This window comes from Pseudomonas sp. B8(2017) (assembly GCF_002113575.1).
Lineage (GTDB): Bacteria > Pseudomonadota > Gammaproteobacteria > Pseudomonadales > Pseudomonadaceae > Aquipseudomonas > Aquipseudomonas putida_Z.
The window spans coordinates 191,866-204,491 of record NZ_NEIO01000004.1; the positions used below are offsets into that span (position 1 = coordinate 191,866).

11 protein-coding genes are annotated in these 12,626 nt (G+C 64.6%); 4 read left to right on the top strand and 7 right to left on the bottom strand.

From position 1 onward, the window contains the following. Positions 1–11: 11 nt before the first annotated feature. A complete protein-coding gene (locus CAG22_RS08945; RefSeq protein WP_085587608.1) occupies positions 12–1,211 on the bottom strand; it encodes a CaiB/BaiF CoA-transferase family protein in 1,200 nt (399 codons plus the stop codon). A 133-nt stretch (positions 1,212–1,344) separates the two neighbouring features. Here CAG22_RS08945 and CAG22_RS08950 point away from each other — a divergent pair, with 133 nt between their 5' ends. Together CAG22_RS08950 and recJ are read left to right on the top strand one after the other, a co-directional pair. Continuing rightward, positions 1,345–1,887, top strand: coding sequence for a YaeQ family protein (locus CAG22_RS08950; protein ID WP_013971198.1), 543 nt, complete (start codon positions 1,345–1,347; stop codon positions 1,885–1,887). Between the two features lie 8 nt (positions 1,888–1,895). After that, positions 1,896–3,605 carry a single-stranded-DNA-specific exonuclease RecJ gene (recJ, locus tag CAG22_RS08955; RefSeq protein WP_085601932.1) on the top strand — a complete coding sequence of 570 codons (1,710 nt, stop codon included), beginning with the start codon at positions 1,896–1,898 and terminating at the stop codon, positions 3,603–3,605. Positions 3,606–3,920: 315 nt separating this feature from the next. Here the strand turns inward: recJ and CAG22_RS08965 are convergent, their stop codons facing one another. Then, positions 3,921–4,184: a DUF3077 domain-containing protein gene (locus CAG22_RS08965; RefSeq protein ID WP_085691717.1), complete on the bottom strand. Its 264-nt coding sequence runs from the start codon at positions 4,182–4,184 to the stop codon at positions 3,921–3,923. A 556-nt stretch (positions 4,185–4,740) separates the two neighbouring features. Here CAG22_RS08965 and CAG22_RS08970 point away from each other — a divergent pair. Next, positions 4,741–5,847: an NADH:flavin oxidoreductase/NADH oxidase gene (locus tag CAG22_RS08970; RefSeq protein WP_085691716.1), complete on the top strand. Its 1,107-nt coding sequence runs from the start codon at positions 4,741–4,743 to the stop codon at positions 5,845–5,847. Between the two features lie 364 nt (positions 5,848–6,211). Here the strand turns inward: CAG22_RS08970 and CAG22_RS08975 are convergent, their stop codons facing one another. From CAG22_RS08975 to ydcS, 5 genes are all read right to left on the bottom strand, one after another. Continuing rightward, on the bottom strand, positions 6,212–7,636 hold the full coding sequence (locus tag CAG22_RS08975) for a gamma-aminobutyraldehyde dehydrogenase (protein WP_085691715.1): 1,425 nt from the start codon (positions 7,634–7,636) through the stop codon (positions 6,212–6,214). A 17-nt stretch (positions 7,637–7,653) separates the two neighbouring features. Then, positions 7,654–8,460 carry an ABC transporter permease gene (locus CAG22_RS08980; RefSeq protein WP_025337926.1) on the bottom strand — a complete coding sequence of 269 codons (807 nt, stop codon included), beginning with the start codon at positions 8,458–8,460 and terminating at the stop codon, positions 7,654–7,656. Continuing rightward, complete coding sequence (locus tag CAG22_RS08985; protein ID WP_085691714.1) at positions 8,450–9,361, bottom strand: ABC transporter permease; 912 nt, start codon at positions 9,359–9,361, stop codon at positions 8,450–8,452. The genes CAG22_RS08980 and CAG22_RS08985 overlap by 11 nt, the downstream gene beginning before the upstream one ends. 1 nt (position 9,362) lies before the next feature. Continuing rightward, positions 9,363–10,394, bottom strand: coding sequence for an ABC transporter ATP-binding protein (locus CAG22_RS08990; protein ID WP_085705321.1), 1,032 nt, complete (start codon positions 10,392–10,394; stop codon positions 9,363–9,365). 148 nt (positions 10,395–10,542) lie between these two features. Beyond that, positions 10,543–11,694 carry a putative ABC transporter substrate-binding protein YdcS gene (ydcS, locus tag CAG22_RS08995; protein ID WP_075043954.1) on the bottom strand — a complete coding sequence of 384 codons (1,152 nt, stop codon included), beginning with the start codon at positions 11,692–11,694 and terminating at the stop codon, positions 10,543–10,545. Between the two features lie 216 nt (positions 11,695–11,910). Here ydcS and CAG22_RS09000 point away from each other — a divergent pair, with 216 nt between their 5' ends. Then, positions 11,911–12,603, top strand: coding sequence for a tellurite resistance TerB family protein (locus CAG22_RS09000; protein ID WP_013971209.1), 693 nt, complete (start codon positions 11,911–11,913; stop codon positions 12,601–12,603). The last annotated feature ends 23 nt before the right edge of the window (positions 12,604–12,626 follow it).

Here is a 12,626-nt window from a genome sequence, read left to right on the forward strand (position 1 = left end):
CCGCGCCAGGGTCAGACCGTGCCTGCTGCGCGCAGGCTGGCGATGGCCGCCGCGTCGTAGCCCAGGTTGCCGAGCAGCGCCTCGGTGTGTTCGCCCAGCGCCGGGCCTACCCACTCGGTGGAGCCGGGGGTGTCCGACAGCTTGGGCACGATGCCCGGCATGCGGAATGGCTTGCCGTCCGGCAGCTTGGCCTGCAGGAACATTTCGCGTGCCAGGTACTGCGGGTCGTTGAACATGTCCTCGGCCGAATAGATGCGGCTGGCCGGCACTTCGGCGGTGTTCAGCACCTGTATCAGTTGCTCCAGCGGCAGGCTGTTGGCCCAGCGGTCGATTACCCCGTACAGCTCGTCACGGCGCAGGTCGCGGCCATCGTTGGTGGCCAGGGTCGGGTCGTCGGCCAGGTCGGTGCGGCCAATGGCCTGCATGAAGCGCTTGAAGATCGCATCGCCGTTGGCGCCGATCTGCACATGCTTGCCGTCGGCGCTGGTGTGAATGGAGGAGGGCGTGATGCCGGGCATGATGTTGCCGGTGCGTTCGCGGATAAAGCCGAACACATCGAACTCCGGGACCATGCTTTCCATCATGGCGAAGATCGCTTCGTACAGGGCTACGTCCACCACCTGGCCCTGGCCGCCGTTGACTTCCCGGTGTCGCAGCGCCATCAGTGCGCCGATCACCCCCCACAGGGCAGCAATCGAGTCACCGATGGAAATGCCCGTGCGCACCGGTGGGCGGTCGTCGAAGCCGGTGATGTAGCGCAGGCCGCCCATCGACTCGCCCACGGCGCCGAAGCCCGGCTGGTCCTTCATCGGCCCGGTCTGGCCGAAGCCCGACAGGCGCACCATTACCAGGCGCGGGTTGAGCGCGTGCAACACGTCCCAGCCCAGGCCGAGTTTTTCCAGCACGCCCGGGCGGAAGTTCTCGATCAGGATGTCGGCGTCGGCCAGCAGGCGCTTGAGAATCTCGCGGCCCTCTGGGTGCTTGAGGTTGAGGGTGAGCGACTGCTTGTTGCGAGCCTGCACGAACCACCACAGCGAGGTGCCTTCGTACAGCTTGCGCCATTTGCGCAACGGGTCGCCGCCATCGGGCGATTCGACCTTGACCACCTCGGCGCCGAATTCGGCACAGATGCGCGAGGCGAACGGGCCAGCGATAAGGGTGCCGAGTTCGACAACCTTGAGACCGGCGAGGGGTTTGCTGGGCGTAGTCATGGGGCATCCGTGGCAGCTGGGCAGATGCGTGGTTTTATCATAGGTCCGAAGCGGCAGATACTGCTGCGGGGCAACGAAGGGCAGTATCGGTTAGACTGTGTCACTTTTTCTCTGCGCAAGAAGCCCGTCGACCATGGCCCAGCCGTCCACCACCTACAAATTCGAACTGAACCTGACCGACCTCGACCGCGGCGTGTACGAAAACGTCCGTCAGACCATCGCCCGCCACCCTTCGGAAACCGAAGAGCGCATGGCCGTACGCCTGCTGGCCTACGCCCTGTGGTACAACGAGAACCTGTCGTTCGGCCGTGGCCTGTCCGATGTGGATGAAGCGGCGCTTTGGGAAAAGAGCCTGGACGATCGCATCCTGCACTGGATCGAAGTGGGCCAGCCGGACGCCGACCGACTGACTTGGTGCTCGCGCCGCACCGAGCGTACCAGCCTGCTGGCCTACGGCAGCCTGCGCGTATGGCAGAACAAGGTGGTGGACGCGGTCAAGGGCTTGAAGAACCTGAGCATTGCCGCCGTGCCGCAGGAGGTGCTGGAAACCCTCGCCACCGACATGCCCCGCACCATCAAGTGGGACGTGATGATCAGTGAAGGCACCTTGTTCGTCACCGACGACCGTGGCCAGCACGAAGTGCAGCTGGAGTGGCTGCTTGGTGAGCGCGGCTGAAGCACCCCATGCGTATCGAACCTCGCCCGCTGCCGCCGACCCTGCCATTCCTGGGTAACCTGCCACCCTTGCTGACCCGCCTGTACGCCGCGCGCGGCGTGCAGAGCGAGGCCGAGCTGGACAAAAGCCTCGCGCGCCTGCTGCCGTACCAGCAGCTCAAGGGCATCGAGGCCGGTGTGGATCTGCTGGTCGAGGCTATCGACCAGCGCCAGCGCATTCTCATCGTCGGCGACTTCGATGCCGACGGCGCCACTGCCAGTACTGTCGGCGTGCTGGGCCTGCGCCTGCTGGGCGCGGCCCACGTCGACTACCTTGTGCCCAACCGCTTCGAGTACGGCTATGGCCTGACCCCGGAAATCGTCGAGGTGGCGCTGCAACGCCAGCCGCAGCTGCTGATCACCGTGGACAACGGCATTTCCAGCGTCGACGGTGTGGCAGCCGCCAAGGCCGCCGGGCTCAAGGTGCTGGTCACCGACCACCACCTGCCGGGTGCGGAGTTGCCCGACGCCGACGCCATCATCAATCCCAACCAGCCGGGTTGCAGTTTCCCGAGCAAGGCGCTGGCCGGGGTAGGGGTGATCTTCTACGTGCTGATGGCCCTGCGTGCGCGCCTGCGCAGCCTGGGGCGCTACGAAACGCAGCCGCAGCCGAACATCGGCGAATTGCTCGACCTGGTTGCCCTGGGCAGCGTCGCCGACGTGGTGCCATTGGATGCCAACAACCGCATCCTGGTGCACCAGGGCCTCGAGCGCATTCGCGCCGGCCGCGCCCGGCCGGGGCTCAAGGCCATTCTTGAAGTGGCCCGTCGCGATCACCGGCGCATCACTTCGACCGACCTTGGCTTTATCCTGGGCCCGCGGCTGAACGCTGCCGGGCGCCTGGACGACATGAGCCTGGGCATCGAATGCCTGCTGTGTGAAGACGCGGCCCTGGCCCAGGACATGGCCCAGCAGCTGGACGACCTGAACCAGGACCGCAAGTCGATCGAACAGGGCATGCAGCGCGAGGCCCTGGCCCAGCTCAAGGACCTGCCTGTCGAGTCGATGCCATATGGCCTGTGCCTGTTCGATGCCGACTGGCACCAGGGGGTTATCGGTATTCTGGCTTCGCGCTTGAAGGAGCGTTACCACCGGCCGACCATCGCTTTCGCCGACGCTGGCGAGGGCATGCTCAAAGGGTCGGCGCGTTCGGTGCCGGGGTTCCATATTCGCGATGCGCTGGATGCTGTGGCGGCGCGCCACCCGCAACTGATCAGCAAGTTCGGCGGCCACGCGATGGCGGCGGGGTTGTCGTTGCCCGAGGCCAATTTCCCGGCATTTGCCGAGGCGTTCGACGAAGAAGTGCGACGCCAGCTGCGCGAAGAGGACCTGACCGGTCGGCTGTTGTCCGACGGCAGCCTGGCGGTGGAGGAGTTCCACCTCGACCTGGCCAAGGCCCTGCGCCATGCCGGGCCCTGGGGGCAGCACTTCCCCGAGCCGCTGTTCCATGGCGTGTTCCAGTTGGTGGAGCAGCGCGTGGTGGGCGAGCGGCACCTGAAGGTGGTGCTCAAGAGCGAGTGCGGCTCGGTGCGGCTGGACGGCATTGCCTTTGGCATTGACCGCGAAGTGTGGCCGAACCCGACGGTGCGTTGGGTCGAGTTGGCGTACAAGCTGGATGTGAACGAGTTCCGTGGCAATGAAAGTGTGCAGTTGATGATTGCCCACATGGAGCCGCGCTGACTCCAATTCCGGGGCAGCGTTGCAGCCCATCGCCGGTGAACCAAGCGCGATCCCTGTGGGAGCTGGCTTGCCGGCGATCACCGGCGAAGCCGGTGCCATCCACTGAGTCGCCTTCTTCGCGGGCACGCCCGCTCCCACAGGGCCTGCGGCGGGCTTGAGACTTGCGCTGTACCTGTGGGAGCTGGCTTGCCGGCGATCACCGGCGAAGCCGGTGCCATCCACCGCGTCGCCTGCTTCGCGGGTAAACCCGCTCCCACAAGGCTCTGCGGCGGGCTGGCTAATGTGCTCCATGTGCGATCGATGATCACATCAAACTCAGCGCGCCATACCTAACTCGGCATCATCCATCAGCGCCTTGGCCATCGCACTGAGATAGTGCGCAGCCCAGATCATCATGGGTTTCTCATCCATCAGCCCGACGATGGTCAACTCCCGCACATAGCCCATCAATTCCGAAGCCTGATCGCGGGCGTCTTGGCACGGAATGCCCGCTTCGATGCGAAATAATGGGTGGGTCTGGTTCTCACCCTGAAAGAAAGTGGTCTTGCCGACGGTGAATTGGGTGTCGTCTGTCTTCATTGATTCCTCTCCTGATCATTCTGAGCGCTTTGTCGAAGGAGAAGAAATGAGGGGGATCAGGGACTGTCATTTTCATATCAATCACTCGTATGGTTGCTGATTGACCGCCTCTCCGATTCCACACGAAGGGTGGCAGTTGTACGCGGTGTGGAATCCAGGCTACGAGTAAACCCGGTAGGCTTTGCGGCCTTCCGCGCACAACTGCCATGACGACAGCTACTCGGTAATTGATCGGGATTCCACCCCCGGCCGCTTAATGCCAGCGACCAGCAAAGGCTAGAGAGTCAGGATTCCAGTAACAATCAGACGCGAGTCGACAGGACTTGTAGGTTATTTCTTCAACCTAGGCTTCACCATATCTGGGCCGTAAGGGATATCTGAAACTCTGATCAGACATGGGGCTGGTAACGCAGAGCCGTTCAACCTCTACCAAATCCCATGGAACCTCCCCCCCAACCATTCTGGTCTAGTCTGAAGTTATGACCGGACCTGGGCCAGGGACGTGCAATTGAGTGTCCGGGCCGGATCACCATTGGAGTCCTTGGGAGGTGCCCTCATGAGCCTGCTGCTCGAGCCTTACACCCTGCGTCAGCTGACCCTGCCCAACCGCATCGCCGTTTCGCCGATGTGCCAGTATTCCGCCGTCGATGGCCTGGCCAACGATTGGCACCTCGTCCATTTAGGCAGCCGCGCCGTGGGTGGCGCTGGCCTGGTAATCACTGAAGCCGTGGCGGTGACCGCCGATGGCCGCATCACCGCTGAAGACCTCGGCCTATGGGACGACGCTCAGATCGCCCCGCTGCAACGCATCACCCGTTTCATCACCGCCCAGGGGAGCGTGCCCGGCATCCAGCTGGCTCACGCCGGGCGCAAGGCCAGCACCTATCGCCCGTGGCTGGGCAAGCAAGGCAGCGTCAAGCTCGAAGAGGGCGGCTGGCAGCCGGTAGGGCCGTCGAAAATCGCCTTCGACCCGCAGCACACCGCGCCGCGGGAATTGAACAAGGATGAAATCGAGCAGGTGATCGCCGCCTTCGTCGCCTCCACCGAGCGCGCCCTGAAGGCCGGTTTCAAAGTGGTCGAGATCCACGCCGCCCACGGCTACCTGTTGCACCAGTTCCTGTCGCCGCTGAGCAACCAGCGTCGCGACGAGTACGGCAGTTGCTTCGAAAACCGCATCCGCCTGACCCTGGAGGTGGTCGAGGCCGTGCGCAAGGTCTGGCCTGCCGAGTTACCGCTGTTCGTGCGGGTATCGGCGACCGACTGGGTCGAGGACGGCTGGAACCCGGATGAAACCGTCGAACTGGCCCGCCGCCTGCGTGGTTTGGGCGTCGACCTGATCGACGTGTCCTCCGGCGGCACCTCGGTCAACGCCGAAATCCCCACCGGCCCGGGCTACCAGACACGCTTCGCCGAGCGTGTGCGCAAGGAATCGGAAATCGCCACCGGCACCGTGGGCATGATCACCGAACCGGCCCAGGCCGAGCACATTCTGCGCACCGGCCAGGCCGACATCATCTTCCTCGCCCGCGAACTGCTGCGCGACCCGTACTGGCCGCTGCATGCCGACGACGACCTGGGCGGCAACAAAGCTACCTGGCCTGCGCAATACCAGCGTGCCACCAGCCGGGCCAACCCGATTCACGAGTCGGACCTGCGGGATTGACCTGACCCAAGCATTACGCGGTCGTTGTAGGAGCGGCCTTGTGTCGCGAAAGGGCTGCGAAGCGGCCCCAGGTTTCCAGCTCCGCCGCTGATATTACCGGGGCCGCTTTGCGGCCCTTTCGCGACACAAGGCCGCTCCTACACAGTATTGCACCGCCTTTGAATGCGATGCGGTATCTGTGGGAGCGGGCATGCCCGCGAAGAAGGCGACTCGGTGTATGGCACCGGCTTTGCCGGTGTTCGCGGGTGAACCCGCTCCCACAGAGGTCGCGCAAAATCAGGCGTTGATACTTGCTCCTGTTCTATTGGCTACTTTGCAGGAAAGCTCCTGGGCTGAGGTGCCAGTCTCAACCCAGGCTTTACCCTCAATGCTTGATCATCACATGCCGCACACAGGTGTAGTCCTCCAGCCCATACATCGACATGTCCTTGCCATACCCCGAATGCTTCTGCCCGCCATGGGGCATTTCGCTGACCAGCATGAAGTGGGTGTTCACCCACGTGCAGCCATACTGCAGGCGCGCCGCCAGGCGGTGGGCGCGGCCGGTGTCGCGGGTCCAGACCGATGAGGCCAGGCCGTAGTTGGAGTCGTTGGCCCATTCCAGTGCCTGCGCTTCGTCGTTGAAGCGGGTCACCGACACTACCGGGCCGAACACTTCGTTACGCACGATTTCGTCGTCCTGCAGGGTGTCGGCCAGCACGGTCGGTTCGAAGAAGAAACCGTCGCCATCAATCGCCTTGCCACCGGTAATCAGGCGAATGTGCGGCTGGTCGATGGCCCGTTGCACCAGCCCTGCGACCTTGTCGCGGTGCTGGGCACTGATCAGTGGCCCCAGTTCGGTGTCCTCGGCTTCCTGCAGGCCTGGCTTTAGGCTGGCCACTGCGGCCCCCAGGCGTTCGACGAAACGATCATAGATGCCATCTTGCACGTACAGCCGACAGGCGGCGGTGCAGTCCTGGCCGGCGTTGTAGAAGCCGAAGGTACGGATGCCGTCGATGGCAGCATCGATGTCGGCATCGTCGAACACCAGCACCGGGGCCTTGCCGCCCAGTTCCATGTGCATGCGTTTCACGCTGTCGGCAGTGGCGCTGATGATGTGAGCGCCGGTGGGGATCGAGCCAGTCAGCGACACCATGCGCACCTTGGGGTGGTTGACCAGCGGGTTGCCGACCGTCTGGCCACGGCCGAAGAGGATGTTCAGCACACCCGGTGGCAGCAGGTCCTGGGCCAGTTCGCCGAGGCGCAGGGCGGTCAGCGGGGTCAGCTCGGAGGGCTTGATCACCACCGTGTTGCCGGCAGCCAGGGCTGGGGCGATCTTCCAAGCCAGCATCATCAACGGGTAGTTCCACGGTGCGATCGAGGCCACCACGCCCAGCGGGTCGCGGCGGATCATCGAAGTATGCCCCGGCAGGTACTCGCCGGCTGCCGAGCCGCCCAGGCAGCGCGCCGCACCGGCGAAGTAGCGGAACACGTCGGCAATTGCCGGGATCTCGTCATTCAGCGCGGCGCTCAGCGGCTTGCCGCAGTTCTGCGATTCCAGTCGGGCCAGTTCATCGCCATGGGCTTCGATAGCGTCGGCCAGCGCCAGCAAGGCTTGCGAGCGTTCCTTGGGGGTGTTTTGCGACCAGCTGTCGAAGGCCTGGTCGGCGGCGCGTACGGCGCTGTCCACCTGGGCCTCGCTGGCTTCGTTGATCTGCGCCAGGGCACTGCCCAGCGCCGGGTTGAGCACGGTCCAGGCCGGGCCTTCGCCAGCGACCAGCTGGCCATTGATCAGCATCTGCGTTTGCATCGGGGACTCCTCCAGGGTCATTTGCCACTGCCCGCGACGCTTTCACCGCCACGGGTCAGGTAATAGGCGCCAAGGATCGGCAGCATGGTCACCAGCATCACCAGCATGGCGACCACGTTGGTCACCGGCACGTCGCGCGGGCGGCTGAGCTGGTTGAGCAGCCAGATCGGCAGGGTGCGTTCGTGGCCGGCAGTGAAGGTGGTGACGATGATTTCGTCGAACGACAGGGCAAAGGCCAGCATGCCACCGGCCAGCAGCGCCGAGCCGAGGTTGGGCAGGATGATGTAGCGGAAGGTCTGCCAGCCATCGGCGCCCAGGTCCATCGAGGCTTCGATCAGGCTCTGCGAAGTACGCCGCAGGCGAGCGATCACGTTGTTGTAGACGATCACCACGCAGAACGTGGCATGGCCGACCACGATGGTGAAAACCCCGGGCTCGATCCCCAAGGTCTTGAACGCCGAAAGCAGGGCGATACCGGTGATGATGCCGGGCAGGGCGATGGGCAGGATCAGCATCAGCGAAATGCTCTCCTTGCCGAAAAAGCTGCGCCGGTACAGCGCCGCCGAGGCCAGCGTGCCGAGCACCAGGGCGATCAGCGTTGCCAGGCAGGCCACTTGCAGTGACAGCTTGATCGCTTCCAGCACATCGGGCCGGGCGAAGGCCACGGCGAACCACTTCAGGGTAAAGCCCTTGGGCGGGAAGCTGAACGCCGCGTCTTCGGTGTTGAAGGCATACAGGAAGATGATCAGGATCGGGAAGTGCAGGAACAGCAACCCGCCCCAGGCAGCCAGGCGCAGCCCGGTCGAGGCTTTTTCAGAGTGCATCGAAGGCCCCCAGTCGCTTGACAATGGACAGGTACACCGCGATCAGCACGATCGGCACCAGGGTGAACGCGGCGGCCATCGGCATGTTGCCGATCGCCCCTTGCTGGGCATAGACCATGCTGCCGATGAAGTAGCCGGGCGGGCCGATCAGCTGCGGCACGATGAAGTCGCCCAGGGTCAGCGAGAAGGTGAAGATCGAGCCGGCGGCAATGCCCGGGATCGACAGCGGCAGTATCACCTGCACGAAGGTTTGCCCGGGCCGGGCGCCGAGGTCTGCCGAGGCTTGCAGCAGCGACGGCGGCAAGCGTTCCAGCGAGGCCTGGATCGGCAGGATCATGAACGGCAGCCAGATGTACACGAACACCATGAAGCGCCCCAGGTGCGAAGTCGACAGCGTGCTGCCGCCCACGCCCGGTACCGTCAGCACTGTTTGCAGCAGGGCATCAAGGTGCAGTTGCTGGACGAACCATTGGGCCACGCCGCCCTTGGCCAGCAGCAGGGTCCAGGCGTAGGTCTTGACGATGTAGCTGGCCCACATCGGCATCATCACCGCGATATAGAAAAACGCCTTGGTCTTGCCGCTGGTGTAGCGCGCCATGTAGTAGGCGATGGGGAAGGCCAGCACCGCGCTGGCCAGCGACACCGCCAGCGCCATGCCCAGGGTGCGCAGGATGATGTCGAAGTTCGACGGGTTGAACAGCGCGGCGAAATTGCCCAGGGTCAGGTCCGGCGTCACCGCCATGGTGAAATCGTCGAAGGTATAGAAGCCCTGCCACAGCAGGTTCAGCAGCGAACCCAGGTAGATCGCGCCGAACCAGGTCAGCGGTGGGACCAGCAGCAGGGCCAGGTACAGGTTGGGGCGCCGGTACAGCAGATTGGACAGGCCGCGCAGTGTGCTCATGTCAGCGGCCCTCGGTTTCCTGCAGCACCGTCATGGCTTCGCGGGGCCAGTGCGCCTGTACCCGTTGCCCGGGTTGCCAGGCCTGTGCCTGCGCCTGCCAGCGGTCGTTGGCCTGGCTCACCGCCAGCAGCTGGCCGCTGTCCAGTTGCAGCTCGTAGCGGGTGGCACTGCCCTGGTACTGGATATCGCGCAGCTGGCCGCTGACCTGGACGTGCTGGCCGGCTGTGGCCGGGTCGCCGAGGCGGATGTGTTCGGGGCGGATGGAGAAGGGCGCCGGGCTGCCATTGAGCAACGTGGCCAGTTCGCCGCGCACAACGTTGGAGGTGCCGACGAATTCGGCGACGAAGGTGGTGGCCGGCTGCATGTACAGGTTGCGCGGGGGGTCGACCTGCTCGATACGGCCGCGGTTGAACACTGCGACGCGATCGGACATCGACAGCGCCTCGGTCTGGTCGTGGGTGACGAAGATGAAGGTGATGCCCAGCTGGCGCTGCAGCTTTTTCAGCTCGCCCTGCATCTGTTCGCGCAACTTAAGGTCCAGCGCGCCAAGCGGCTCGTCCAGCAGCAGTACCCTTGGCCGGTTGACCAGCGCGCGGGCCAGGGCCACGCGCTGGCGCTGGCCCCCGGACAACTGCGCCGGTTTGCGCGCGCCGTAGCCGGCCAGGGCCACCATCGCCAGGGCTTCTTCGGCACGGCTGTGGCGTTCGGCCTTGGCCACGCCTTTTACCTTCAGGCCGTAGGCGATGTTGTCCAGTACGTTCATGTGCGGGAACAGGGCGTAGTCCTGGAATACGGTGTTGACGTCGCGCTGGTAGGGCGGTACGCCCGCAGCCTCGACACCGTGGATGCGGATCGAACCGCTGCTGGGTTGCTCGAAGCCTGCGATCAGGCGCAGGCAGGTGGTCTTGCCCGAACCAGAGGGGCCGAGCATGGAGAAGAATTCGCCATCGATGATGTCGATGCTGACCTGGTCGACGGCCTTGACCTCGCCGAAGGTGCGGGAAACCTGGGTGAACTGGACGGCTAGGGGCATAGGCGGTACTCGGTTGTTCTTGTATTGCCTGTACCGGCCCTAACGCCGGCAAGCCAGCTCCCACAGGTACTGTGCAGGCCTCAAGGCCTATGCGGGCCCTGTGGGAGCCGGCTTGCCGGCGATAGGGCCGGTACAGGTGAAGAAACCCTCAGCGCCCGCCCATGATCGCAATGTAATCCTGGGTCCAGCGGCTATACGGCACGAACTTGCCGCCCTGGGCCTGCGGGGTTTTCCAGAAGGCGATCTTGTCGAAGTTGTCGAAACCGTTGGTCTTGCAGCCCTCGGCCCCCAGCAGCTCGCTGCCGGTGCAGGCCGCCGGCACCGCCGGCAACGAACCGAACCAGGCCGCCACGTCACCCTGTACTTTCGGCTGCAGCGACCAGTCCATCCATTTGTAGGCACAGTTGGGGTGCTTGGCCTCGCTGTGCAGCATGGTGGTGTCGGCCCAGCCGGTCGCGCCTTCCTTGGGAATGGTCGAGGCCACGGGCTGCTTCTCGGCCTTGAGGCCATTGACCATGTAGCCCCAGGAGCTGGAGGCAACCACGCCTTCGTTCTTCACGTCGCTCATCTGCACCGTGGCGTCATGCCAGTAGCGGTGGATCAGCGGTTGCTGCTGGCGCAGCAGCTCCAGCACGGCCTTGTACTGCGCTTCGCTCAGCTCGTACGGGTCCTGGATGCCCAGCTCCGGCTTGGCCGCCTTCAGGTACAACGCCGCATCGGCGATGTAGATCGGCCCATCGTAGGCCTGCACGCGGCCCTTGTTCGGCTTGCCGTCGGGCAGGTTCTGCGGCTCGAACAGCACGCCCCAGCTGGTGGGCGCCTGCTTGAACACGTCGGTGTTGTACAGCAGCACGTTCGGCCCCCATTGGTACGGGGTGCCGTAGACCTGCTTGTCGACCACGTACCAGCCACCGTTCTGCAGCCGTGGGTCGATGTTCTTCCAGTTGGGGATCAAGGCGGTGTTGATCGGCTGTACCCGCTTGCCCGCGATCAGCCGCAGCGAGGCATCGCCCGAGGCGGTGACCAGGTCGTAGCCGCCCTTGGTCATCAGGCTGACCATCTCGTCCGAGGTGGCGGCGGTCTTGACGCTGACCTTGCAGCCGGTTTCCTTCTCGAAGCCGGTCACCCAGTCGTAGGCCTTGTCGCTTTCACCGCGCTCGATGTAGCCGGGCCAGGCGACGATGTCCAGGCGGCCCTCGCCGGGCCCCAGGGCCTTGGGCGGTTCGGCAGCCTGCAGGCTGGCGCTGGCCAGCACGGCGCAGGCGGTTGCGCCGAGCAATGCGGTCTTGTGCACTGACATGGTGTTCCCTCTTCTTGGAGATTTTGGTCGGGGCAGTCATCAAGCAAGCCGTGAAGCGATCGTCATGAACGTGGTGCGGTTAGCGCGGTATTGGCGATATCGAGTCTAGTTGGCTTTTTGCCAGCCAATGCAACATCCGGAAGCAAATCCCCCCATGGCGATCCGGCGGGCAGGGCTTAACCTGACGGCTCCCTTGGCCAACGTGGAGACCGTTTGATGAATACCCGGGGATTGCTCGATCAGTTGCTCAAGTCCGGCCAGGACTTGCTCGCCAGCCAGGCCGGCAAGGGCAGCTCTGGCAAGCCAGGCGCCAGTGCCGGCGGCCTTGGCAGCCTGCTTTCCGGTGCCGGTGGCGGCGCCCTGGCGGCGGGTGCCATGGGCTTGCTGCTGGGCAACAAGAAGGCCCGAAAATATGGCGGCAAGGCCCTTACCTATGGCGGCCTGGCCGCGCTCGGTGTGCTGGCCTACAAGGCCTACGGCAACTGGCAGGCGCGCCAGCAGGTGGCCGCCACCGAGCCACAGACCGTCGACCGCCTGCCGCCGGCCCAGGCCGAGCTGCACAGCCAGGCGGTACTGCGGGCGCTGGTGGCGGCGGCCAAGTCCGATGGCCATATCGACGAACGCGAGCGTGCGCTGATCGAGGGCGAATTCACCCGCCTGGACAACGACCGCGAGTTGCAGCACTGGCTGCATGCCGAGCTGAACAAGCCGCTGGACCCGGCCGAAGTGGCCCGTGCCGCGCAAACGCCGGAAATGGCCGCCGAGATGTACCTGGCCAGCGTGATGATGGTCGACCAGGAAAACTTCATGGAGCGCGCCTACCTGGACGAACTGGCCCGCCAGCTGCGCCTGGACCCGGCCCTGCGTCAGGAACTGGAAAGCCAGGCAAGGCTTGCCGCCGGCCAGTGATGGGGGCTGCGTTGCAGCCGATC

Excerpts from the sequence above, each read along its gene's own strand:
- CAG22_RS08945 (WP_085587608.1), bottom strand. The coding sequence starts at position 1,211 with ATGACTACGCCCAGCAAACCCCTCGCCGGTCTCAAGGTTGTCGAACTC.
- CAG22_RS08950 (WP_013971198.1), top strand. The coding sequence starts at position 1,345 with ATGGCCCAGCCGTCCACCACCTACAAATTCGAACTGAACCTGACCGAC.
- recJ (WP_085601932.1), top strand. The coding sequence starts at position 1,896 with ATGCGTATCGAACCTCGCCCGCTGCCGCCGACCCTGCCATTCCTGGGT.
- CAG22_RS08965 (WP_085691717.1), bottom strand. The coding sequence starts at position 4,184 with ATGAAGACAGACGACACCCAATTCACCGTCGGCAAGACCACTTTCTTT.
- CAG22_RS08970 (WP_085691716.1), top strand. The coding sequence starts at position 4,741 with ATGAGCCTGCTGCTCGAGCCTTACACCCTGCGTCAGCTGACCCTGCCC.
- CAG22_RS08975 (WP_085691715.1), bottom strand. The coding sequence starts at position 7,636 with ATGCAAACGCAGATGCTGATCAATGGCCAGCTGGTCGCTGGCGAAGGC.
- CAG22_RS08980 (WP_025337926.1), bottom strand. The coding sequence starts at position 8,460 with ATGCACTCTGAAAAAGCCTCGACCGGGCTGCGCCTGGCTGCCTGGGGC.
- CAG22_RS08985 (WP_085691714.1), bottom strand. The coding sequence starts at position 9,361 with ATGAGCACACTGCGCGGCCTGTCCAATCTGCTGTACCGGCGCCCCAAC.
- CAG22_RS08990 (WP_085705321.1), bottom strand. The coding sequence starts at position 10,394 with ATGCCCCTAGCCGTCCAGTTCACCCAGGTTTCCCGCACCTTCGGCGAG.
- ydcS (WP_075043954.1), bottom strand. The coding sequence starts at position 11,694 with ATGTCAGTGCACAAGACCGCATTGCTCGGCGCAACCGCCTGCGCCGTG.
- CAG22_RS09000 (WP_013971209.1), top strand. The coding sequence starts at position 11,911 with ATGAATACCCGGGGATTGCTCGATCAGTTGCTCAAGTCCGGCCAGGAC.